This is a genomic window from Acidovorax sp. (assembly GCF_016783915.1).
Classification (GTDB): Bacteria; Pseudomonadota; Gammaproteobacteria; order Burkholderiales; family Burkholderiaceae_C; genus Acidovorax.
Genome location: NZ_JADHVT010000035.1, coordinates 14887 through 36976 on the forward strand (window position 1 = coordinate 14887; position 22090 = coordinate 36976).

At 62.6% G+C, this 22090-nt stretch carries 21 protein-coding genes; 7 read left to right on the forward strand and 14 right to left on the reverse strand.

What is annotated here, in order from left to right:
• Positions 1–196: 196 nt before the first annotated feature.
• From ISS20_RS09370 to ISS20_RS09400, 7 genes are all read right to left on the reverse strand, one after another.
• Positions 197–1507: a citrate synthase gene (locus tag ISS20_RS09370; RefSeq protein ID WP_291435940.1), complete on the reverse strand. Its 1311-nt coding sequence runs from the start codon at positions 1505–1507 to the stop codon at positions 197–199.
• Between the two features lie 59 nt (positions 1508–1566).
• Entirely contained in the window at positions 1567–1893 is a 327-nt protein-coding gene (locus ISS20_RS09375) for a succinate dehydrogenase assembly factor 2 (RefSeq protein ID WP_291435942.1), read from the reverse strand.
• Between the two features lie 25 nt (positions 1894–1918).
• Positions 1919–2623, reverse strand: coding sequence for a succinate dehydrogenase iron-sulfur subunit (locus ISS20_RS09380; protein ID WP_015015057.1), 705 nt, complete (start codon positions 2621–2623; stop codon positions 1919–1921).
• A gap of 21 nt (positions 2624–2644) precedes the next feature.
• Positions 2645–4453, reverse strand: a complete 1809-nt coding sequence (gene sdhA / locus ISS20_RS09385) for a succinate dehydrogenase flavoprotein subunit (RefSeq protein WP_291435945.1) — start codon at positions 4451–4453, stop codon at positions 2645–2647.
• Between the two features lie 22 nt (positions 4454–4475).
• Positions 4476–4841 (reverse strand): succinate dehydrogenase, hydrophobic membrane anchor protein, encoded by a 366-nt coding sequence (gene sdhD / locus ISS20_RS09390; protein ID WP_015015055.1) that lies wholly within the window; start codon positions 4839–4841, stop codon positions 4476–4478.
• A 63-nt stretch (positions 4842–4904) separates the two neighbouring features.
• On the reverse strand, positions 4905–5339 hold the full coding sequence (sdhC, locus tag ISS20_RS09395) for a succinate dehydrogenase, cytochrome b556 subunit (RefSeq protein WP_291435947.1): 435 nt from the start codon (positions 5337–5339) through the stop codon (positions 4905–4907).
• A gap of 133 nt (positions 5340–5472) precedes the next feature.
• Positions 5473–6261: a GntR family transcriptional regulator gene (locus ISS20_RS09400; RefSeq protein ID WP_291435948.1), complete on the reverse strand. Its 789-nt coding sequence runs from the start codon at positions 6259–6261 to the stop codon at positions 5473–5475.
• Positions 6262–6496: 235 nt separating this feature from the next.
• On the opposite strand from ISS20_RS09400, the gene ISS20_RS09405 reads away from it, so the two are divergent.
• From ISS20_RS09405 to sbmA, 7 genes are all read left to right on the forward strand, one after another.
• The gene (locus tag ISS20_RS09405) at positions 6497–7483 is read left to right on the forward strand and encodes a malate dehydrogenase (RefSeq protein ID WP_291435950.1); all 987 of its coding nucleotides are present in this window, start codon (positions 6497–6499) and stop codon (positions 7481–7483) included.
• A 20-nt stretch (positions 7484–7503) separates the two neighbouring features.
• Positions 7504–8571 carry an aldolase/citrate lyase family protein gene (locus ISS20_RS09410; protein ID WP_291435952.1) on the forward strand — a complete coding sequence of 356 codons (1068 nt, stop codon included), beginning with the start codon at positions 7504–7506 and terminating at the stop codon, positions 8569–8571.
• 32 nt (positions 8572–8603) lie between these two features.
• A complete protein-coding gene (locus tag ISS20_RS09415) occupies positions 8604–9245 on the forward strand; it encodes a hypothetical protein (protein WP_291435953.1) in 642 nt (213 codons plus the stop codon).
• A 106-nt stretch (positions 9246–9351) separates the two neighbouring features.
• Positions 9352–11943 carry a bifunctional aconitate hydratase 2/2-methylisocitrate dehydratase gene (gene acnB / locus ISS20_RS09420; protein ID WP_291435955.1) on the forward strand — a complete coding sequence of 864 codons (2592 nt, stop codon included), beginning with the start codon at positions 9352–9354 and terminating at the stop codon, positions 11941–11943.
• A 143-nt stretch (positions 11944–12086) separates the two neighbouring features.
• Positions 12087–12776 carry a DUF3592 domain-containing protein gene (locus ISS20_RS09425; protein WP_291435957.1) on the forward strand — a complete coding sequence of 230 codons (690 nt, stop codon included), beginning with the start codon at positions 12087–12089 and terminating at the stop codon, positions 12774–12776.
• Entirely contained in the window at positions 12758–14641 is a 1884-nt protein-coding gene (locus ISS20_RS09430) for an ankyrin repeat domain-containing protein (protein WP_291435959.1), read from the forward strand. The genes ISS20_RS09425 and ISS20_RS09430 overlap by 19 nt, the downstream gene beginning before the upstream one ends.
• A 145-nt stretch (positions 14642–14786) precedes the next feature.
• A complete protein-coding gene (gene sbmA / locus ISS20_RS09435) occupies positions 14787–15776 on the forward strand; it encodes a peptide antibiotic transporter SbmA (protein ID WP_291435962.1) in 990 nt (329 codons plus the stop codon).
• 102 nt (positions 15777–15878) lie between these two features.
• Here sbmA and ISS20_RS09440 read toward each other — a convergent pair whose 3' ends face one another.
• The 7 genes from ISS20_RS09440 to ISS20_RS09470 form a co-directional block, all read right to left on the reverse strand.
• A complete protein-coding gene (locus ISS20_RS09440; protein ID WP_291435964.1) occupies positions 15879–16424 on the reverse strand; it encodes a response regulator transcription factor in 546 nt (181 codons plus the stop codon).
• Between the two features lie 19 nt (positions 16425–16443).
• Complete coding sequence (locus ISS20_RS09445; RefSeq protein ID WP_291435966.1) at positions 16444–17772, reverse strand: ATP-binding protein; 1329 nt, start codon at positions 17770–17772, stop codon at positions 16444–16446.
• Positions 17750–18574: an SURF1 family protein gene (locus tag ISS20_RS09450; protein WP_291435968.1), complete on the reverse strand. Its 825-nt coding sequence runs from the start codon at positions 18572–18574 to the stop codon at positions 17750–17752. The genes ISS20_RS09445 and ISS20_RS09450 overlap by 23 nt, the downstream gene beginning before the upstream one ends.
• Positions 18574–18996, reverse strand: coding sequence for a cytochrome o ubiquinol oxidase subunit IV (gene cyoD, locus ISS20_RS09455; protein WP_291435970.1), 423 nt, complete (start codon positions 18994–18996; stop codon positions 18574–18576). The genes ISS20_RS09450 and cyoD overlap by 1 nt, the downstream gene beginning before the upstream one ends.
• Entirely contained in the window at positions 18997–19632 is a 636-nt protein-coding gene (gene cyoC / locus ISS20_RS09460) for a cytochrome o ubiquinol oxidase subunit III (protein WP_291435971.1), read from the reverse strand.
• Positions 19625–21628 (reverse strand): cytochrome o ubiquinol oxidase subunit I, encoded by a 2004-nt coding sequence (gene cyoB / locus ISS20_RS09465; protein WP_291435973.1) that lies wholly within the window; start codon positions 21626–21628, stop codon positions 19625–19627. Before cyoB ends, cyoC begins: the two co-directional genes overlap by 8 nt.
• An 11-nt stretch (positions 21629–21639) precedes the next feature.
• A partial coding sequence (locus ISS20_RS09470; RefSeq protein ID WP_291435974.1) for a COX aromatic rich motif-containing protein occupies positions 21640–22090 on the reverse strand: 451 nt, incomplete at its 5' end.

A 22090-nucleotide genomic window follows, 5' to 3' on the forward strand; every position in this document is an offset into this window, starting at 1 on the left:
AACTGGGGTGTACTGGGTGGCAGTATAAAAGACAAGCGCATATGCTGATTGCGCTACGGACATTAAAAGACCTATTACTCAGGGGGAGTATTGAGAGGTTTTTCATAAAGCCCATGCCGATGAGCCATGAAAAAAGCCCGCAGGCACTGCCTGCGGGCTTGATGGTGGGGTGCGGGCGGCGCGGGCGCCGTACCGATCAGCGGTTGGCCAGGGGAGGCACGTCGCGGCGCACGGAGCCGGTGAACAGCTGGCGTGGGCGGCCGATCTTGTACTCGGGGTCGCCGATCATTTCGTTCAGCTGGGCAATCCAGCCCACGGTGCGGGCCAGGCTGAAGATGCCGGTGAACAGGTTCACGGGGATGCCGATGGCGCGCTGCACGATGCCGGAGTAGAAGTCCACGTTCGGGTAGAGCTTGCGCTGCACGAAGTAGTCGTCTTCCAGGGCGATCTTTTCCAGTTCCTTGGCCAGCTTGAACAGCGGGTCGTTTTCGAGGCCCAGTTCGGCCAGCACTTCATTGCAAGTCTCTTGCATGAGCTTGGCGCGGGGGTCGTAGTTCTTGTACACGCGGTGGCCAAAGCCCATCAGCTTGACGCCGGAGTTCTTGTCCTTGACCTGCTTGATGAAGTCGCCGATCTTTTCCACGCCGCCCTGGGCCTGGATGTCGTACAGCATGTTCAGGGCAGCTTCGTTGGCGCCGCCGTGGGCAGGGCCCCACAGGCAGGCCACGCCCGCAGCGATGGCTGCGAACGGGTTGGTGCCCGACGAGCCGCACAGGCGCACGGTGGAGGTCGAGGCGTTCTGCTCGTGGTCAGCGTGCAGGATGAAGATGCGGTCCAGTGCGCGTTCCAGCACGGGGTTGACCTTGTACTCTTCGCAGGGAGTGCCGAACATCATGCGCAGGAAGTTGCCTGCGTACGAGAGGTGGTTCTGTGGGTACATGTAGGGCTGGCCCATGCCGTACTTGTAGGCCATGGCAACCAGCGTGGGCATCTTGGCGATCAGGCGGATCGCGGCGATCTCGCGGTGCTGCGGGTTGTTGATGTCCGTGCTGTCGTGGTAGAAGGCCGACAGGGCACCCACCAGACCGGTCAGCACAGCCATGGGGTGCGCGTCGCGGCGGAAGCCACGCAGGAAGAACTGCATCTGCTCGTTGACCATGGTGTGGTTGGTCACGCGGCTGGTGAAGTCGGTCTTTTGTGCAGCGTTGGGCAGATCGCCGTACAGCAGCAGGTGGCAGGTTTCCAGGAAGTCGCAGTTCTCAGCCAACTGCTCAATGGGGTAGCCGCGGTACAGCAACTCGCCCTTGTCGCCATCGATATAGGTGATGGCCGACTGGGTGGCTGCTGTGGACAGGAAGCCCGGGTCATAGGTGAACATGCCCGTCTGTGCATACAGCTTGCGGATGTCGATGACGTCCGGGCCGATGCTGCCCTGATAGACCGGCAGGTCCACGCTGGGGCTGCCGTTACTGAACGACAGGGTGGCTTTGTTGTCAGCTAGCTTCATTGTTACTTTCCTTGGGTAGGTTGCCGATACGAATCCGGTCTTGGTGCGAGGGCTGGGTGTCAGGCATGCACTGCCGTGGCGCCACCGCTTTGTCTCAGCATGCCGAGCACTTCACGCGCTTCTTGTGTGTCTTGTTCGCCCGAGGGCTCGCGCCGTCGCAGCAGCAGGTCCAGCAGGTCGTTGTCCGCCAGATCCATCAGCGCGTTGAGGCCCTGGGCATGGCGCCGCGTCAGCGTCGATTCGAAGCGGTTGAAGAACTTCTCGATGAACAAGTCGTTCTCCAGCAGGCCGCGCCGGCAGCGCCAGTGCAGCTTGCTCAGCTCGCGTTCGTCCAGCAGCGGCGAGGCCGCCTCTGGCGCGATGGAAGGGGTGGACAGCGTTTGCATGGACCGGTGTGTGGCAGGGCTGCGCTCAGATGGCGCGGCGCACCATCAGTTCCTTGATCTTGCCGATGGCCCGGGTGGGGTTCAGGCCCTTGGGGCACACGTCCACGCAGTTCATGATGGTGTGGCAACGGAACAGGCGATACGGGTCTTCCAGGTTGTCCAGGCGCTCCGTGGTGGCCTCGTCGCGGCTGTCGGCGATGAAGCGGTAGGCCTGCAGCAGACCAGCGGGGCCCACGAACTTGTCGGGGTTCCACCAGAAGCTGGGGCAGCTGGTGGAGCAGCTGGCGCACAGAATGCACTCGTACAGGCCGTTCAGCTCTTCACGCTCCTCGGGCGACTGCAGGCGCTCGGTTTCGGGCGGCACGTTGTCGTTGACGAGGTAGGGCTTGATGGAGTTGTACTGCTTGAAGAACTGCGTCATGTCCACGATCAGGTCGCGGATCACGGGCAGGCCGGGCAGGGGCTTCAGAACCACGGTGCCGGGCAGCGTGTTCATGTTGGTCAGGCAGGCCAGGCCGTTCTTGCCGTTGATGTTCATGGCGTCCGAGCCGCAAACACCTTCACGGCACGAGCGACGGAACGACAGGGTGGGGTCTTGTGCCTTGAGCTTCATCAGGGCGTCCAGCAGCATGCGTTCGCTGCCGTCGAGTTCAACTTCGACGGTCTGCATGTAGGGCTTGGCGTCCTTGTCAGGATCGTAGCGGTAGATTTGGAAGGTGCGTTTTGCCATGGTGGGTGCTCCTGTATCCGTTTAGAACGTGCGAACCTTGGGCGGAACTGAGTCCACGGTCAGGGGTTTGAGTTTGACGGGCTTGTAGGTCAGGCTGTTGCTCTCGCTGTGCCACAGGGAGTGCTTCATCCAGTTGGCATCGTCGCGGCCCAGTGGTGCCACCGGGTCGTCTGCGGGGCGCTCGTAGTCGCTCACGGTGTGGGCGCCGCGGCATTCCTTGCGGGCAGCAGCGGACACCATCGTGGCTTGCGCAGCTTCGATCAGGTTCTCGACTTCCAGTGCTTCGATGCGGGCGGTGTTGAACACCTTGGAGTGGTCCTTCAGGCCCACGCTGTTGACGCGGTTGCGCAGCTCGGCGATCTTCTTGACGCCTTCGTCCATGCTCGCTTGCGTGCGGAACACACCGGCGTGCAGTTGCATGCTGGCGCGGATGTCGTTGGCCACATCCTGGGCGTATTCGCCGCTGCTGGCGCCTTGCAGGCGGTTGAGGCGCTCCAGAGTGCGGTCGGCCGCATCCTTGGGCAGGGGCTTGTGGTTCTTGTTCTTGTCGTTGAACTCGACAATGTGGTTGCCAGCTGCGCGGCCGAACACCAGCAGGTCCAGCAGCGAATTGGTGCCCAGGCGGTTAGCGCCGTGCACCGATACGCAAGAGCATTCGCCCACCGCGTACAGGCCGTTGACCACGAGGTTGTCGTTGCCGCCTTGCTGCACTACCACCTGGCCATTGATGTTGGTGGGAATGCCACCCATCTGGTAGTGGATGGTGGGCACCACAGGGATCGGCTCCTTGGTGATGTCCACGTTGGCGAAGTTGACACCAATTTCGTACACCGAGGGCAGGCGCTTGTGGATGGTTTCTGCGCCCAGGTGGTCCAGCTTGAGCAGCACGTAGTCCTTGTTGGGACCGCAGCCACGGCCTTCCTTGATTTCCTGGTCCATCGAGCGCGACACGAAGTCGCGCGGTGCCAGGTCCTTCAATGTGGGCGCATAGCGCTCCATGAAGCGTTCGCCGTTGCTGTTGAGCAAGATGGCGCCTTCACCACGGCAACCTTCGGTCAGCAGTACGCCCGCGCCGGCCACGCCGGTGGGGTGGAACTGCCAGAACTCCATGTCTTCCAGCGGAATGCCTGCGCGTGCAGCCATGCCCAGGCCGTCACCGGTGTTGATGAAGGCGTTGGTCGAGGCGGCAAAAATGCGGCCTGCGCCACCGGTGGCCAGCAGCGTGGTCTTGGCTTCGAGGATGTGCAGGTCGCCGGTTTCCATTTCCAGCGCCGTCACGCCCACCACGTCGCCATCGGCGTCGCGGATCAGGTCCAGGGCCATCCACTCCACGAAGAAGTTGGTGCGGGCCTTGACGTTTTGCTGGTACAGCGTGTGCAGCATGGCGTGGCCCGTGCGGTCGGCTGCAGCGCAAGCGCGTTGTACAGGCTTTTCGCCGTAGTTGGCGGTGTGGCCGCCGAAGGGGCGCTGGTAGATCGTGCCGTCGGTGTTGCGATCAAACGGCATGCCCATGTGTTCCAGGTCGTACACGACCTTGGGGGCTTCGCGGCACATGAACTCGATCGCATCCTGGTCGCCGAGCCAGTCGGAGCCCTTGATGGTGTCGTAGAAGTGATAGTGCCAGTTGTCCTCGGACATGTTGCCCAGCGACGCACCGATGCCGCCCTGGGCAGCCACGGTGTGCGAACGAGTGGGGAATACCTTGGAGAGAACCGCAACGTTCAGGCCCGCGCGGGCCAGTTGCAGGGATGCCCGCATGCCGGAGCCACCGGCTCCGATGATGATGACGTCAAACTTGCGCTTGGTGATGTTGGCTTGTGTGTAGCTCATTGTGTACCTTCAATCGCGGGAATCAGAGACGCCACAGAACCTGGATGCCCCAGCCGGCGCAGCTGACCAGCCAGACAATGCTGAACACTTGCAGTGCCAGACGCAGGCCCACGGGCTTGATGTAGTCCATCAGGACTTCGCGCAGGCCGACCCACGCGTGCCAGGCAATCGCGACGATCACGGAGAAGGTCAGCACCTTCATCCATTGGGCCGAGAAGATTCCGGCCCATTTGTCGTAGCCGATGGGGCCTTTGGAGAAAATCACCTGGGCCAGCAGGGCCAGGGTGAAGAGCGCCATCAGGACTGCCGTGACGCGCTGGCTGAGCCAGTCGCGCAGGCCATAGTGGGCGCCGACGACGACGCGCTTGGAACCGTAATTGACGGACATGGAAATTTCCTCTCGTGCTTCAGCGGGCGCTGGCTGGCAGCAACCGCCGTATTTGTGGATTGATCAGTACAGACCGAAAAGCTTGGCACCCAGCACCAGCGCCAGCGAAATGCTGATGACCAGCACTGCCAGCGCAGAGGTTTTGCCAAATTGCTTGTTCACGGCGCTGTGGCTCACGTCCATCCACAGGTGGCGCAGACCGGCAGTGAAGTGGTGCAGGTAGGCCCAGATCAGAGCCAGTGCGACCAGCTTGATGAACCAGCCTGGTACAAAACCGATGCCGATGTTGAAGGCCGCCGAGAATTTGGCGAACGAGATTTCGGAAGACACCGAGGTGTCGAACATCCAGATGATGAAAGGCAGCAGCAGGAACATGATCAGTCCGCTGGCGCGGTGCAAGATCGAAACCCACGCGGCAGGCGTCATGCGGTAGGTTGTCAAGTCCTTGAAGGCATTGATGTTGCGGAATTCAGGCCGTTTTTTGGCTAGTTCTGTCATTTCTGGTGCTTTCGTGGATGTAACTGCTTTGTAATTTGAAGATGCAAAGAACACAAAATTCTATTGCAACGCAACACAAGGGTTTAGCCGGGCTTGAAATTTTCGACGTTAATGCTCGGGTGCCAGCCTGCTGTCAGCTCAATTCATTACGGTAGTGATGGGTATCGGTGCGATACAGGCCCCGGCGTAACTCCATGGGAACATCGTTGTAGGTATAGGCAATGCGTTCGACGCTCAATAGCGGTGTCACGGGTGTGATCTGTAGCAGTTCTGCCTGTTCCTCATCGGGCAACACGGCGCGGATTTTTTCTTCGGCCCGTACCATGCGCACGCCAAAGTCGAGTTCGAACATGGCGTAGGTGGGCCCCTGGTAGTTGGCGAGCTGCTCGGCCGTGAGGCCCTTGAAGGCCTGCCCTGGCAGCCAGATGTCTTCCAAAATGGTGGGCACCCCTGCAAACGACAGGATGCGCCTGGCCTGCATGACGGCATCGCCGCTGCGCAGTGCGAGTGCGCGGGCCACGTCGGCGCTGGCTCGCACACGGCGGCAGTCGATCACGCGGCGCTGCGCGGGGCCCTCCACGCGAGCGTCTCCGGTGTCGGGTAGCAGCTTCAGAAAGCGGTACTGCACATGCTGCTCAGCGTGGGTGGCGACAAAAGTGCCTTTGCCCTGCCGGCGCATCACCAGGTTCTCTGCGGCCAGTTCGTCAATCGCCTTGCGTACGGTGCCCTGGCTGACGCGAAAACGTGCTGCCAGCTCCATTTCGCTCGGGATGGCCTCGCCAGGCTTCCATTCGCCCTGCTGCAGGCTTTGCAGGATCAGTCCCTTGATCTGTTGGTACAGCGGGCTGAACGCTGGCGTGGCGGCTCCCGCTGCGCTCTGAGGGGGCGCGGGGCTGTCTGCTGCGAACGGAAGCGATGACATGGTTTGAGATCTGTAAGTTGTGCGTGTGTTGTGTGCGGCAGTGCGGTTGCCGCATGACAATCGGACGACAAACGGGTTGCAATCATATCTTATATAAGACATAAGACAAATTGACCGAGGTGTCCAATCAGGGGTAAACTCCAATGCTGTTTTGCGGGGCACGGGCTACTGGTGACAGGCGCTAGTGCTTGCGTTGCACTCACACCTGTTTTCCTCACTTCCTGGAGTTTTCACCATGAGCAAGAAGCCCGTTCGCGTCGCTGTCACCGGCGCCGCCGGTCAAATCGGTTACGCACTGCTGTTCCGTATCGCCTCCGGCGAGATGTTGGGCAAGGACCAGCCGGTCATCCTGCAATTGCTCGAAGTCCCTGTCGAAGGCCCTCAAAAAGCGCTCAAGGGCGTGATGATGGAGCTGGACGACTGCGCCTTCCCGCTGCTCGTCGAGATGACCGCACACAGCGACCCCATGACCGCCTTCAAGGACGCGGACTACGCACTGCTGGTCGGTTCGCGCCCACGTGGCCCCGGCATGGAGCGTGCTGAGCTGCTGGCTGTCAACGGCGCTATCTTCACGGCTCAAGGCAAGGCTCTGAACGCCGTGGCCTCGCGTGACGTGAAGGTGCTGGTGGTGGGCAACCCTGCCAACACCAATGCCTACATCGCCATGAAGTCGGCCCCTGATCTGCCACGCAAGAACTTCACCGCCATGCTGCGCCTGGACCACAACCGCGCTGCCAGCCAAGTCGCTGCCAAGACCGGCAAGGCCGTGGCCGACATCGAAAAGCTGACTGTGTGGGGCAACCACTCGCCCACGATGTACGCTGACTACCGCTTCGCCACCATCAAGGGCGAAAGCGTTGCCAAGATGATCAACGACCAAGAGTGGAACGCCAACACCTTCCTGCCCACCGTTGGCAAGCGGGGCGCCGCCATCATCGAAGCCCGTGGCCTGTCTTCGGCTGCGTCCGCAGCCAATGCAGCCATCGACCACATGCGCGACTGGGCTCTGGGCACCAATGGCAAGTGGGTCACCATGGGTGTCCCATCCAACGGCGAATACGGCATTCCCAAGGACACGATGTTTGGTTTCCCCGTGACCTGCGAAAACGGCGAGTACAAGATCGTTGAAGGTCTGGAAATCGATGCGTTCTCGCAAGAGCGTATCAACATCACGCTGGCCGAACTGCAAGGCGAGCAAGACGGCGTCAAGCACCTGCTGTAAGCGAGCCGGTGAACGACGCAATGCAGCCGACGCCTGTGGCATCGGGCCTTCGGGCCGCCCAAGCCCCCGTATCGGGGCAGGGTGCTGCGTCCGTCCATCCGCGCGATGTGTTGCTCGGCGCCCAAGCGCAGACCGGTTTTCTACCGGTCTGCGACCACTACAGTGGCGTGGAAGTGCGCATGCGCAAAAGCCTGCAATTGCAGGCGGAGATGACCCAGGAGTTTGGCACCTGCGTCTTTGATGTCACCCTCGACTGTGAAGATGGCGCACCCGTCGGGCTGGAGTCGCAGCATGCGTCCCTGGTGGCAAGTCTGGCAGCCACTGCGGCCCCCGCAGCTCGGGTAGCGGCCCGCGTTCACGCGGTGGACCACCCTGCGTTTGCCAATGATGTCGCCACGATCGCGGGCGAGGCAGGGCACAAGCTGTGCCACTTCATGGTGCCCAAGGTCGAGTCAGTGGACGATGTGCTGCTGGCTGAACGTGCGCTGGAGCGCGCGTCGGCGGCCCATGTGCCTCTGCATGTGCTGATCGAATCCCCAGCTGCCGTGCAGCGCGCCTTTGAAATCGCTGCCCACCCCCGTGTGCAGAGCCTGAGTTTTGGCCTGATGGACTTTGTGTCCGCCCATGGGGGCGCCATTCCCGCGCAGGCCATGACCTCGGCCGGGCAGTTCACGCACCCGCTGGTGGTGCGTGCCAAGCTCGAAATTGCCTCGGCCTGTCATGCGCACGGCAAGGTGCCCTCACATTGCGTAGTCACTGAATTTGCGGACATGGTTGCCCTGCAAGGCGCTGCCAGCCGCGCATCGCGCGAACTGGGCTACACACGGATGTGGAGCATCCATCCGGCGCAGATCCGCACCATCTTGCAGGCCTTTGCGCCGCAGCAGGACGATATCGATACCGCATCCCGGATCATTGCAGCGGCTGCGTTGGCAAACTGGGCCCCCATCAGTGTGGATGGGGTATTGCATGACCGTGCGAGCTACCGTTTTTATTGGCAGATTCTGGAGCGCGCCCACAGCACTGGGCGCGCGTTACCCTTGGCGGTGCGTCACTGGTTTGACGCATCGACTCTCGTTCCATCGTGAACACCCCTGGATATTTCCACGCAGGACTTCCCATGAAATTCGTCATTGCCTCCGCTCTCTTGTTGCTGGCTCCGGCCTTCGCCTTGGCACAAACAACAGCTCAGCCAGCGGCCAAGTCCGACCCCAAGGCTGCAGCCAAACCCGCTGCCAAGCCAGCCGCCAAAACGGCCGCCAAGCCTGCTGAGGGCAAGACTGCGGCCAAGGCTCCTGCGAAGAGCCATGCCACTGCCAAGGCTGAACCCACCAGCAGCCGTACCCAACTCAAGAGCGCCACCAACCAGGTGGCGGCCGGCATCATCGCCGCTGAAGCGGCCCTGTCGCCTGCCGAGCTGGCGATTGCCGAGCGCGTGCATGTGGGGCGCATGCCCTGCGAGCTGGGGGCCTTTGTCACGGTGACAGCCGATCCCGCAACCCCCGGCCACTTCCATGTGGAAGGCAAGGGCTTTAAGTACTACATGTCGCCGGTGGCCACGACCACGGGCACGGTGCGCCTGGAGGACACAAAGGGTGGTGCGGTGTGGCTGCAGATCGCCAACAAGTCCATGCTGATGAACCAGCGTGCGGGCCAGCGATTGGCCGACGAGTGCATGAGCCCTGAGCAGGTGGTGGTGGCGGAAGCCATCAAGAAGAACCCGCCCGTGAGCGTGCTGGACCCCTTGCCCGCCGCCAAGTAAGCCGCGCGGATCAACCAACGACCGGTGTGTGCGGAGCACGTGGCCCCTGGTGCCAACCCCTCCGTCACATGCTACGCCCCAACTTAGAACGCAACTGGAGAAAACGATGTTGAAAGCCTACCGAGACCATGCCGCCGAACGCGCTGCACTGGGTATCCCGCCTCTGCCCCTGGACGCCAAGCAGGTGGCCGAACTGATCGAACTGATCAAGAACCCACCGGCTGGTGAAGATGCCTTTTTGCTGGACCTGCTGACCCATCGCGTGCCTCCTGGCGTGGACGATGCTGCCAAGGTCAAGGCCAGCTTCCTGGCTGCTGTGGCGCATGGTGACATCACCGTGGGTCTGATCTCCAAGGCCAAGGCCACGGAACTGCTGGGCACCATGGTGGGTGGTTACAACGTGCACCCGCTGATCGAATTGCTGGACGATGCCGAAGTGGCCGGTGTGGCCGCTGAGGGCCTGAAGAAGACGCTGCTGATGTTCGACTTCTTCAACGACGTTGCCGTCAAGGCCAAGGCGGGCAACGCCAAGGCGCAGGAAGTCATCAAGAGCTGGGCCGATGCCGAGTGGTTCACCACCCGCCCTGAAGTCGAAAAGAAGATCACCGTCACGGTGTTCAAGGTGCCCGGTGAAACCAACACCGACGACCTGTCGCCTGCCCCCGATGCATGGAGCCGCCCTGACATTCCTCTGCACTATCTGGCCATGCTCAAGAACACCCGTGAAGGCGCGGCGTTCAAGCCAGAAGAAGACGGCAAGCGCGGCCCGATGCAGTTCATCGAAGACCTCAAGAAGAAGGGCCACCTCGTGGCCTATGTGGGCGACGTGGTGGGCACGGGCTCTAGCCGCAAGTCGGCCACCAACAGTGTGATCTGGGCCACGGGCCAGGACATTCCGTTTGTGCCCAACAAGCGCTTCGGTGGCGTGACGCTGGGTGGCAAGATCGCCCCCATCTTCTTCAACACGCAAGAAGACTCTGGCTCCCTGCCCATCGAAGTGGATGTGTCCAAGCTCGAAATGGGCGACGTGGTCGATATCCTCCCCTACGACGGCAAGATCGTGAAGAACGGCGAGACCGTGGTGGAGTTCAAGCTCAAGAGCGATGTGCTGTTTGACGAAGTGCGCGCTGGTGGTCGTATCAACCTGATCATCGGGCGTTCGCTGACCGCCAAGGCCCGCGAATTCCTGGGCCTCCCTGTTTCCACGTTGTTCCGCCTGCCGACCGCGCCTGTGGCAACGACTGCAGGCTTTACGCTGGCACAGAAGATGGTGGGCCGTGCCGTGGGCTTGCCAGAAGGCCAGGGCGTGCGCCCCGGGACGTACTGCGAACCCAAGATGACCACCGTGGGTTCGCAAGACACCACGGGCCCCATGACCCGTGACGAGCTGAAGGACTTGGCCTGCCTTGGCTTCTCGGCCGATCTGGTCATGCAGTCGTTCTGCCATACCGCGGCCTACCCCAAGCCTGTGGACGTGAAGACCCACCGCGAACTGCCCGCGTTCATCAGCAACCGTGGTGGCGTGGCCCTGCGCCCTGGTGATGGCGTGATCCACAGCTGGCTCAACCGCCTGCTGCTGCCCGACACCGTCGGTACCGGCGGCGACTCGCACACCCGTTTCCCCATTGGCATCTCTTTCCCTGCCGGTTCTGGCCTGGTGGCCTTTGGTGCTGCGACGGGCGTGATGCCTCTGGACATGCCCGAGTCGGTGCTGGTGCGCTTCAAGGGCGAAATGCAGCCTGGCGTGACGCTGCGCGACCTTGTGCACGCCATTCCTCTGTATGCCATCAAGGCGGGTCTGCTCACGGTGGCCAAGGCTGGCAAGAAGAACGTCTTCTCCGGCCGCATCCTTGAAATCGAAGGCCTGCCAGACCTGAAGGTTGAGCAAGCGTTTGAACTGTCGGACGCTTCGGCAGAGCGCTCCGCAGCCGGTTGCACCATCAAGCTCAACCCCGAGCCGGTCAAGGAATACCTCACCAGCAACGTCGTGCTGATGAAGAACATGATTGCCGACGGCTACGCCGATGCACGCACACTGCAGCGCCGTATCGAAAAGGTGGAAGCCTGGTTGGCCAAACCCAACCTGCTCGAAGCCGACAAGGATGCCGAATACGCAGCCGTCATCGAGATCGATCTGGCCGACATCAAGGAACCCATCCTGTGTTGCCCCAACGATCCTGACGACGCCAAGACCCTGTCGGAAGTGGCCGGCACCAAGATCGATGAAGCCTTCATCGGTTCTTGCATGACCAATATCGGCCACTTCCGCGCAGCTGCCAAGCTGCTGGGCGGCAGCCGTGACATCCCCGTCAAGCTGTGGGTGGCACCACCCACCAAGATGGACGAGAGCGAGCTGATCAAAGAAGGCCACTACGCCAACTTTGGTGCCGCTGGTGCACGTACCGAAATGCCCGGCTGCTCGCTGTGTATGGGCAACCAGGCACAGGTGCGCGAAGGCGCTACCGTGGTGTCCACCTCCACCCGTAACTTCCCCAACCGCCTGGGCAAGAACACCAACGTGTTCTTGGCCTCTGCCGAGCTGGCTGCCATCGCGTCCAAGCTGGGCAAGATCCCGACGGTGGCCGAGTACCACGACGCCATGGGCATCGTGAACAAGGACGGCGCGTCGATCTACAAGTACCTCAACTTCGACCAGATCGAAGAGTACGCAGAAACCGCCAAGGGCGTCACCGCCTGATCCTCGCGTTTTTTGCGCAACAGAAGCGGCCCTCAGGGGCCGTTTTTTTTGGCCCACCTTGTGTGTCACACAAACGTCATCCATTCGTCACTATGCTGGAGCCCATAACAAAACATCCATAACAACAACAAAAGGAGGGAGCCATGGGCAACACCATGGGACGAGGGGTTTTGCTGGTTTTCTGCGCCATCTTTGCGGTGGGGTTCGGTGCCGGTGGGTATTGGGCAGGTTTGCGGCCCTTGGCTGAAACGGCGCTGGCAGCCTGGACCGTGCGCTCATGGCAGCCTGTGCCGGCCCAGGTGCTGGATGTGCAACTGAAGCAGCACGCGGGCAGCGAGGGTGGCACCACCTACCAGGTGCTGGCACGGTACCGCTACACCGTGGCGGGCCAAACGTACGAAGCGCAGCGCGTGGGGCTGGACCGGCACCCCAGTGCCGACAACGTCGGCGACTGGCAGGCGCAATGGCACCGCACCCTGCGCCAAGCGCACGAGCGGGGCGAATCCATCACCGCCTGGGTCAACCCCAAGGCCCCGGCCCAAGCCCTGCTGGACCGCAGCATTCGCTGGCGGCTGCAAATTTTTCGACTGCCGTTTGCTCTGGTGTTCACCGGCGTCGGGGTGACTGCTGCATGGATGTTCCTGCGCATCTTGAGGCGCGCTCAGGATGATGTGCCCGACCTGGAGCCAAAGCATTCCTTGGCCAAGGGGCAGGGGGCGTTGTGGTTCTTCGCAGTGTTCTGGTGTGGCATCGCTTTCCCCATGGCCGCCTTGTTCTGGTCGGACGGTAAGGGCCCTGGTGGGCCAAGGGCTTCATGGGTGTCTTTGTGGTGATCGGCGTGGGCTTGGTCGGTGCTGCCTGGCAGAACAGCCGCAAGGCCTGGCGCTACCAGGGAATGGGTATGACGGCCTTGCCATCGCGGCCCACGGCGGGGCGGCCGGTCGAAATCACACTGGTGCTGCCTGCACGGGCCGTGCAGCAAGCCGGGGCCGAAAACCTGCGCATGCAAATGGCGCAATACCGTGTGGACGAATCCAGCTCCGGCTCGCCCGAGCGCCAAGTGGAGGTGCTGGAGACCATTGCGCGGCGCCAGCCGACGGGCGAGGGCGGCATGCGCCTGGTAGCGCGTTTTGACCTGCCTGATGACGTCCCCACCCACGGTGCGCGGCGCGGTGGCGAGCGGGTGGACTGGCGGCTGGAACTGGTGCGTGCCGATGGTGCGTTGGAGCTCGCGTACGACCTGGCGGTCCAGGCTGTCACCCCGTCCTGGGCGGAGGCCGCTTCGGTGCCAGACCGTTTCGACCGGCGGACCCAGTGGACGCAGGAAGTCCCGATCGAACCACCCGCCTTGGGGCGTGATGTGGCCTCTCAGCTGTTGGATTCTCCGGGCATGGGGAAGTCGGTTGAATCCCCGGGCTTTCTTCCCCCTGGCGTGCGTTTGACCGAAACGCCAGATGCTTGGTCCCTCGCGTTCACGCAGATCGCTTGGCGCTGGTCTGCGGCGGTGGCCCTGGCTTCGCTGGCGCTGGAGTGGTGGGTGAACGACCGCATCCAGCCCGGCGCCCTGGTGCTGCCGAGCGGCTTTTGGGGTTGGTTGGCTGTGTTGGTGCTGCCTGCCTGGGCCTTGCATGCCGCCACCCGGCGGTGGACGCTGCGGGTGCAGGACGATGGCCTGGTCGTGCGTCGCGGCTCTTGGGTTTGGTCTCGCGTGGCAACCCTGCCAGGCGAATCCAGCCAGTCGCTGGTGCACAAGCTGCAGTTCACGGCAGGGACCCAGGCCTACCACGCGGTGCTGGGCAAGGATGCGTCAGGGCATTCGCAAAAGCTGACGCCAGGGCTGAGCGGCCCTGCCGCCGCGCATGCCGTGGGCCAGGCGGTGGCCCGTGCGTGGCTGGACCGACGGGGGCGCTTCACGCCAGGGGCGCAGCGGCCCCAGGTGGCTGCCCATTCACGCCCAGTCTGGGGAGGCTGGGCATGGCTCTTGTTTTTCGGCTTGCTCGTGTGGTGGGCCCATGGCGGGCGTGCGTTGTTGGGGGCAGGTCGCAGCGCAGTGCTGCAAGCACCTGCTGCAGTGGCCTCATCGCGCATTTGGGCGCCTGCAGATGCCCGCCTGATGGACGCCCAGAATGCGGGCGATGCCAGCGCACTGGCGCAGGCACTGCGCGATGGCGCCAACCCCAACCTGCTGGCAGACACCGGCTCCTCCGTGCTGATGCTGGCCGCCCACCGGGGGCAGCTGGCGCACGTGCAGGCGCTGCTGCAAGCGGGGGCCCAGCCCGATTTGCGGCAAACGGCCAAAGACAGCGAGCGCGGCGACACGGCCCTGCTGCGGGCCTTCTATGGCGGCCATCTGGCGGTGGCGCAACGCCTGGTGCAGGCAGGGGCCAGCCTGCAGGCCCGCAATCGCTGGGATTGGGGCCCCGTGCACATGGCAGCGCAAAGCGGGTGTGTTCCATGCCTGCAGTGGTTGGTGTCCCAGGGGCAGTTGCTGGATGAGGCTGCGCCGGCCAGCCGGAGCGAAACACCGGCCATGCTGGCCGCAGCCAAGGGGCAGGTGGCAGCGCTGCGTTGGCTGGATGAGCATGGGGTGGATCTTTCGCGGCGTGATCCGCACGGAAACAGTGCGATGGATTGGGCGCGTTTTGGTGGACAGCAGGCGGCGCAGCAGTGGCTGGAGGAGCGAGCCCGGCAGCGCTAGAGTCAGGAGTCTGGAATGCCCTGTGCAAGGATGCTGGTTCGCGTGTGTACCCCGTGGGATGTGATGAAGGGCTTGGTGTTCTCAGCGGAACGTTCATTCTGTGTTGCACTCAGAGTCCGCAGAACCATTCCAACACGGCACTACGATGTTCAAGTCCTTCTTTTTTGCCCGCCGCTGGTGGGCCTGGTCTATCTTGGGTTCTGTCGTCATTCTTTTGGCCACGGCATACCGCGTGCAGCTGGACGTGCAGATCAACGACTGGTTCGGCAGCTTTTACGATCTCATCCAGGAGGCTTTGGGCAAACCTGGCAGCATCACTGCAGAGCAGTTCTGGGGGCAGCTCACGACCTTTGCGCGCATTGCCATGATCTACGTGACGACGGCAGTGCTGGTAGATTTTTTCAGCAAGCACTACATCTTCCGCTGGCGCCAAGCGATGAACGAACACTACATGGCAGCCTGGCCACGCCTGCGCCATATTGAGGGTGCGGCACAGCGTGTGCAGGAAGACACCATGCGTTTCGCCCGCACCATGGAGGACCTGGGCCTGAGCTTCATGCGCAGCCTCATGACGCTCGGGGCCTTTCTGCCGGTGCTTTGGGCGCTGTCAGACAAAGTCACCGCGTTGCCTTTGATCGGTGCCGTTCCTCACTCCCTGGTCTGGGTGGCATTGGCCTGGTCATTGGGAGGCACGCTGCTGCTGGCCTGCGTGGGCGTGAAGCTGCCGGGGCTGGAGTTTCACAACCAGCGCGTGGAGGCGGCGTACCGCAAGGAGCTGGTATTGGGTGAGGATGATCCGAACCGGGCCTCTCCACCCACCGCAGCCGAGCTGTTCGCAGGCGTGCGCCGCAATTACTTCCGGCTGTTTTTTCACTACCTGTACTTTGATGTGGTGAAGTGGTCTTACCTGCAGGTCAGTGTGTTGGTGCCCCTGGTGGCTCTGGGCCCCACGCTGATTGCGGGCGTGATCACCCTGGGCGTGATGCAGCAGATTGCACGGGCCTTTGACAAGGTGCTGGAGTCCTTCCAGTTTCTGGTGCTGAACTGGAGCACGGTGGTGGAGCAGATCTCGATCTACAAGCGCTTGCGTGCGTTCGAGCAGCAGATGCTGAAGGCAGTGCCTGAGGCTGCCTGAGTGCCTTCGGGGCCCCAGAGGAGCGCATGACGGCCGTGCAGATTGCGCTCCACGAGATGGCTGGGCACCGCACAGGGGAGAGCGGGCCCAAAGCCGTTGGCGCTAACGCACCTGCTTTTTTTCGAGCTTGCGCGTGAGCGTGCGGCGGTGCATGCCCAGGCGCCGCGCGGCCTCTGACAGGTTAAAGCCAGTCTCTGCCAGGACCTCGTTGATGCGTTCCCATTCCAGGGTTTTGATGGAGCTGGAGCGATTGGTCAGCTCCACTTTGGCATTGCCTGCTTTCAGGCCAAAAGCAGCTTCTATGTCGTCGGTGTTGGAGGGCTTGGCAAGATAGTGGCAGGCGCCCAGTTTCACCGCCTCCACGGCTGTGGCAATACTGGCAAAGCCGGTCAGCACCACGATCAGCATCCCATCGTCAGCTGCGTGCAGCGTCTGCACGCAGGCCAGGCCAGAGGCCTCGCCCTTGAGCTTGAGGTCCACCACCGCATAGCCGGGCTGGTGCTGCTTCAGCAAGGCCTCCACATCGGCGAGGCTTGCAGCCTGCAACACGCTGTAGCCGCGCCGCTCAAACGAGCGTGCCAATGTTCGCGCGAAAGCCTCGTCGTCTTCGACGATCAGCAGCTGTCGTTGCGCTTCTTCAATGTCCACGGCGGGTTCTTTCGTTCATTCATACTTTCTCGGGCAGCGCAATGGCGGCCAGGGGCAGCTCTATGGTCACCTGTGCGCCCCCTTCGGGCCGGTTGCGTGCTTCGACGCTGCCACCCAGAGTCCGGGCCACGTTCAGTACCAGATACAGGCCCAGACCACCGCCGGGGCGGTTTTTGGAGGACTGGTAGGGAGTACCGAGCTTGGACAGCATGTCGGGCGCGAAGCCGGGGCCGGCATCGGTCACAGTCATGCACAAGGCGTCGGCATTGCGCGTGACCGCCAGCCGCACCCAGCCTGGCGAGGCATCGCGTGCATTGTCCAGCACATTGAAAACCATTTGCTTGAGGGTGGTGTCCGACACCATGGGGGTGTCGGTGCCGAAGTCGTTGTCATAGTCAAACTGGGGGATCGTGCGGGTGCTGCGCCACTCCTGTGCCAGCGCATCGACAAACTTGCGCACGGTGGTCTGCACCGACGCCTCGCCGCGCGTTTCACCCGCCGAGAGCAGGATGCCGCTCACGATGCTCTTGCACCGTTGCACCTGGGTCTGCATTTCGGCAATGTCTTCCTTGAGTGCTGCGTTGGCGGCCAGTCGCTTGTCGTGCTGCCAGTCGCCAAGGATGACCGCAAGTGTGGACAGCGGAGTGCCCAGCTCGTGCGCGGCGCCGGACGCCAGCAGGCCCATGCGGACGATGTGCTCTTCTTCGACGCGGCGACGCCGCGCTGCCGCAAGGCGGGCGTCGCGCTCGCGCAGGTTGCGGTTGATGCGGGTGATGAACACCATCACCAGCGTGGCGTTGAGCACGAAGCACACCAGCAGCCCGAGCACATACAGACTCGACAAGCCCTGGTGCAGATCCTGGGGCAGGGCCAGCGGCAGGTGGTGGTCTGCCAGCGCAGCAAAGCACAGGACGGTGATGATCACGATGGACCAGATGTAGGCCCCGCGCAGCAGCACCGCGCCCAGCGTGATCTGCAGCAGGTACAGAAAAACAAACGGGTTGCTGGTGCCGCCGCTCAGGTACAGCTGCACGGTGAGCACCGCCACGTCAATCAGCAGCGCCAGGAACAGCTCCACGTTGCGCACCGCGCGGCCCGTGCGCAGGCGCAGCAGGCTCACCACGTTGAAGACCGCCAGGCAGCCGACCACGAGCAGCATTTCCTGCAGCGGGAGCTTCAAGGCCAGGCTGTAGTGCGCCATCTCGATGGTGAACACCTGGCCCACCACCGCAATCCAGCGCAGCTCGATCAGTTGCTGCAGGTTCTTGATGCCGGCTGCCGCGTCGGCTGAACGCGCATTGCGCTGCGCAGGGGGCGTGACGGGTTCAGGGCGTTGGAGGGTGTTCATCGGTGGTTGGTGGGCGGCTCTGGGCGCTCAAGCTGCGCTCGTAGCGTGCCACATACCAGCCCGCCGCCACAACCATGAGCGCAAGACCATACCAGGTCAGGGCGTACACCAGATGGCTGTTGTGGAATCGGATGACCGTCATGCCCGCGCGGGGCCAGCTGGGAGCTGCTGAAGCAGCCGCCGTTGCACCCGGAACTCCAGCACCCGGAAGTCCAGCGTCTACAAAAAACGGAGCCGCCCGGGGCAGACCCAGCGCGCTGCTGATGGCCGCCACATCGCGCGAGTACCAGCGCTGCTGCGCTGGGTCGTTGGTACGCAGAAAGCCACCGTCTGGTTCGGTCATGCGCAACAGCCCCTGTACGGTGACAGGGCCACCAGCAGGGGTCGACGCTTCCAGCCATTGGGTGCGCTGCTCTTGGGGCACAAAACCCCGGTTCACCAGCACCTGGGTACCGTCATCCCGTTGCAGGGCCGTGATCACCCAGAAGCCTGCGCCCAGCTCAGTGACAGCCTGCGTCAGCACCGTCTTGCCGGGCAACCAGCGGCCCTGGAGGGCCACGGGCTGGTACTCATGGCGTGCTGCATCGATGCTGGACCACTGCTCCACAGGGGGCGGCGCGACCGGTGCTGCATGCACCCGTTGGTCCACCCTTTCGATGAGATCCAGCTTCCAGATACGGCGCTGGACCTGCCAGGTGCCCAGAGAAACAAAGCCCAGGAACAAGGCAATGCCCAGCACCAGCAGGACCGCGCGGCGCAACCCCCGGCGCGGCGGGGCCATGGTGGCGTGGGCTGCCGGCATCAAGGTGTGGAGTGCCCTGGCGCCTCGTGTGTGGGAGGCGTGGGGGTGGGGTGCTCCGGCATCATGTTGGCATTCATGTGGAACATCACCCACAAGGTACCCGCAATGGCGATGGCTACAAACACCACTGTGAAGATGGTGGACAGCAGGGTCCAGCCCCCTTCGATCTTGCCGTTCATGTGCAGGAAGAACACCATGTGTACCAGGATCTGGATCACGGCGAAGCCGCCCAGCACCAGCACGGCCGTGTTGCGGTCCGCGATCACCTTGGCCATCACCAGCCAGAAGGGAATGGCTGTGAGGATGATGGACAGCACAAACCCCGTCATGTAGCCCGAGAACGTGCTGTGCGGGCCTGCGTCGTGGTGGTGATCGTCATGACCATGCGCATCGTGCGCTTGTGTTGCGTGTTGTGCGCTCATTTACAGCACCCCCATCAGGTACACAAAGGTGAAAACGCCGATCCAGACCACGTCCAGGAAGTGCCAGAACATGGACAGGCACATCAGGCGGCGGTTGTTCTCGGGGATCAGGCCATGCTTGCCAATCTGGACCATCAGCACTACCAGCCAGATCAGGCCGAAGGTGACGTGCAGGCCGTGGGTGCCCACCAGCGTGAAGAATGCCGACAGGAAGGCACTGCGCTGCGGGCCAGCGCCTTCGTGCAGCAGGTGCGAGAACTCATACAGCTCCAGCCCCAGAAAGCACAGGCCAAACACGCCGGTTACCGCCAGCCACAGCAGCGTGCCGCGCACATCGCCCAGCTGCTTGCGCAGCATGGCAAAACCGAAGGTGATGGACGACAGCAGCAGGAAGGCGGTGTTGATGGCCACCAGGGTCAGGTCGAACAACTGCGCGCCGGTGGGGCCTGCGGCATAGCTGCGACCCAGCACGCCGTAGGTGGCGAACAGCGCTGCAAAGATGAGACAGTCGCTCATCAGGTACAGCCAGAAACCCAGGGCCGTGCCGTTTTCAGGATGGGGCTCGTGCGCGAGGTGGTACTCGCGCGGGGCCAGGGCGCCTGCTGCGGCGCCAGCGTGGATGCGGATATCAGACATGGCGGGCCAGTTGGAGTGTGCGGGCTTCTTCGGTGGAGATCACCTCGGATGCCGGGATGTAGAAGTCACGCTTGTAGTTGAACGTGTGGATGATGGCGGCCAGAACGACGGCCGCAAACGAGACGCCCGCCAGCAGCCACATGTGCCAGATCAGTGCAAAGCCGAACACCAGCGACAGCCCCGAGATCACCACGCCAGCGCCAGTGTTGGCCGGCATGTGGATGGGCTGGAAGCCCGCCAGAGGACGCTTGTATCCGTGCTTCTTCATGTCCCACCACGCGTCGATCTCGTGCACCACGGGGGTGAAGGCAAAGTTGTAGTTGGGTGGAGGCGACGAGGTGGCCCACTCCAGCGTGCGGCCGTCCCAGGGGTCGCCCGTCCAGTCGCGCAGTTGGTCGCGCTTCAGGAAGCTGACCACCAGCTGGATCAGGAAGCAACCAATGCCTGCGGCAATCATGGCCGCGCCGATGGCAGCGATCACGAACCAGATCTGAAGTGACTGGTCTTCGAAGTGGTTGGCACGGCGGGTGACGCCCATCAGGCCCAGCACATACAGCGGCGTGAACGCCACCCAGAAGCCCACCAGCCACAGCCAGAAGGAGCGCACGCCCCAGGTGCGGTCGAGCTTGTAGCCAAACGCCTTGGGGTACCAGTAGTTGATGCCGGCAAACATGGCAAACACCACGCCGCCGATGATCACGTTGTGGAAGTGGGCGATGAGGAACAGGCTGTTGTGCAGCACGAAGTCGGCCGGGGGCACGGCCAGCAGCACGCCGGTCATGCCGCCGATGGCGAACGTGACCATGAACGCCACGGTCCACATCATGGGCAGCTCAAAGCGGATGCGGCCCTTGTACATGGTGAACAGCCAGTTGAATATCTTCGCGCCCGTGGGGATCGAGATGATCATGGTCGTGATACCGAAGAAGGTGTTCACGCTGGCACCCGAGCCCATGGTGAAGAAGTGATGCAGCCACACCAGGTACGACAGGATGGTGATACACACCGTGGCGTACACCATGGAGGTGTAGCCGAACAGACGCTTCTTGCTGAAGGTGGCGACCACTTCGGAGAACACACCGAAGGCAGGCAGCACCAGGATGTACACCTCAGGGTGGCCCCAGATCCAGATCAGGTTCACGTACAGCATGGGGTTGCCACCCAGCTCATTGGTGAAGAAGTTGGTGCCGACATAGCGGTCCAGCGACATCAGCACCAGTGCGGCCGTGAGCACGGGGAACGACGCAACGATCAGCGCGTTGGTGCACAAGGCAGTCCAGGTGAACACGGGCATCTTCATCAGGCTCATGCCCGGTGCGCGCATCTTGATGATGGTCACGATCAGGTTGATACCCGAGAGCGTGGTGCCCACCCCGGCAATTTGCAGCGCCCAGATGTAGTAATCCAGACCCGTACTCGGGCTCTGCGCCCCCAGGTTGGACAGTGCCAGCCAGCCGGAGGTGGAGAACTCGCCCAGGAACAGCGACACCATCACCAGCACGGCGCCCGCCGTGGTCATCCAGAAGCTGAAGTTGTTCAGGAACGGGAAGGACACGTCGCGCGCCCCGATCTGCAGGGGCACGAGGTAGTTCATCAGCCCCGTGACCAGCGGCATCGCCACGAAGAAAATCATGATCACGCCGTGTGCGGTGAAGATCTGGTCGTAGTGGTGCGGCGGCAGGTAACCCATGTTGTCGCCAAAGGCCATGGCCTGCTGCAGGCGCATCATCACAGCGTCGGCAAAGCCACGCAGCAGCATCACCAAGCCCAGGATCATGTACATGATGCCGATGCGTTTGTGGTCAATGCTGCAGATCCAGTCGCGCCACAGAGGGCCCCACAGGCGGAACTTGGTGATGCCGGCCACGACGACCAGGCCGCCAAGCACCACGGCAATAAAAGTGGCCAGCACGATGGGCTCGTGCGCCATCGGCACGGCGTCCCAGCTGAGGCGGCCCAGCGCCCAATGGGCAGGAGATACGGTTTCGGAGGACATAGGAGTGCTCATTAACGGATGCTGGCGCCAGACGTTGGTGCCGGTGCGTTGCGGGTTTCGAGTGCTGCCACAACCTGAGAGGCGTTTTGCACGGTGCAGACGTCCTGGGGCAGGTTCAGCCCTGCAGCGCGCACGTAGGCGTCGCCACCCAGGGCGTCAACGGCCATCATGTGGTGCATGCACATCTTTCCGTCTTCGACGCAGCGGTTCAGCACCTTGTCATACAGGCCTTCGTCCACCGAGGCAAAGCGCTGTACCGGATCGCGTTCGCTGGGCTTGACCAGGTTCAGGTAGGTGCCCTTGTCCAAGGGCTTGCCTTCGGTCTTGGCTTTTTGCACCCACTGCGCAAATTCATCGTTGCTCAGGCCATGGAACTTGAACGTCATGCCCGAGAAGCCTGCGCCGCTGTAGTGCGAAGACATGCCCTTGAACACGCCGGGCCTGTTGATCACCGCGTTCAAC

Bases quoted from the DNA above. Each gene is read 5' to 3' on its own strand.
- cyoD (WP_291435970.1), bottom strand. From the start codon at position 18,996: ATGAGCGCACAACACGCAACACAAGCGCACGATGCGCATGGTCATGAC.
- ISS20_RS09425 (WP_291435957.1), top strand. From the start codon at position 12,087: ATGGGCAACACCATGGGACGAGGGGTTTTGCTGGTTTTCTGCGCCATC.
- cyoC (WP_291435971.1), bottom strand. From the start codon at position 19,632: ATGTCTGATATCCGCATCCACGCTGGCGCCGCAGCAGGCGCCCTGGCC.
- sdhA (WP_291435945.1), bottom strand. From the start codon at position 4,453: ATGAGCTACACACAAGCCAACATCACCAAGCGCAAGTTTGACGTCATC.
- ISS20_RS09410 (WP_291435952.1), top strand. From the start codon at position 7,504: ATGCAGCCGACGCCTGTGGCATCGGGCCTTCGGGCCGCCCAAGCCCCC.
- sdhD (WP_015015055.1), bottom strand. From the start codon at position 4,841: ATGTCCGTCAATTACGGTTCCAAGCGCGTCGTCGTCGGCGCCCACTAT.
- cyoB (WP_291435973.1), bottom strand. From the start codon at position 21,628: ATGTCCTCCGAAACCGTATCTCCTGCCCATTGGGCGCTGGGCCGCCTC.
- ISS20_RS09430 (WP_291435959.1), top strand. From the start codon at position 12,758: ATGGGTGTCTTTGTGGTGATCGGCGTGGGCTTGGTCGGTGCTGCCTGG.
- acnB (WP_291435955.1), top strand. From the start codon at position 9,352: ATGTTGAAAGCCTACCGAGACCATGCCGCCGAACGCGCTGCACTGGGT.
- sbmA (WP_291435962.1), top strand. From the start codon at position 14,787: ATGTTCAAGTCCTTCTTTTTTGCCCGCCGCTGGTGGGCCTGGTCTATC.
- ISS20_RS09415 (WP_291435953.1), top strand. From the start codon at position 8,604: ATGAAATTCGTCATTGCCTCCGCTCTCTTGTTGCTGGCTCCGGCCTTC.
- ISS20_RS09375 (WP_291435942.1), bottom strand. From the start codon at position 1,893: ATGCAAACGCTGTCCACCCCTTCCATCGCGCCAGAGGCGGCCTCGCCG.
- sdhC (WP_291435947.1), bottom strand. From the start codon at position 5,339: ATGACAGAACTAGCCAAAAAACGGCCTGAATTCCGCAACATCAATGCC.
- ISS20_RS09380 (WP_015015057.1), bottom strand. From the start codon at position 2,623: ATGGCAAAACGCACCTTCCAAATCTACCGCTACGATCCTGACAAGGAC.
- ISS20_RS09445 (WP_291435966.1), bottom strand. From the start codon at position 17,772: ATGAACACCCTCCAACGCCCTGAACCCGTCACGCCCCCTGCGCAGCGC.
- ISS20_RS09370 (WP_291435940.1), bottom strand. From the start codon at position 1,507: ATGAAGCTAGCTGACAACAAAGCCACCCTGTCGTTCAGTAACGGCAGC.
- ISS20_RS09400 (WP_291435948.1), bottom strand. From the start codon at position 6,261: ATGTCATCGCTTCCGTTCGCAGCAGACAGCCCCGCGCCCCCTCAGAGC.
- ISS20_RS09405 (WP_291435950.1), top strand. From the start codon at position 6,497: ATGAGCAAGAAGCCCGTTCGCGTCGCTGTCACCGGCGCCGCCGGTCAA.
- ISS20_RS09450 (WP_291435968.1), bottom strand. From the start codon at position 18,574: ATGCCGGCAGCCCACGCCACCATGGCCCCGCCGCGCCGGGGGTTGCGC.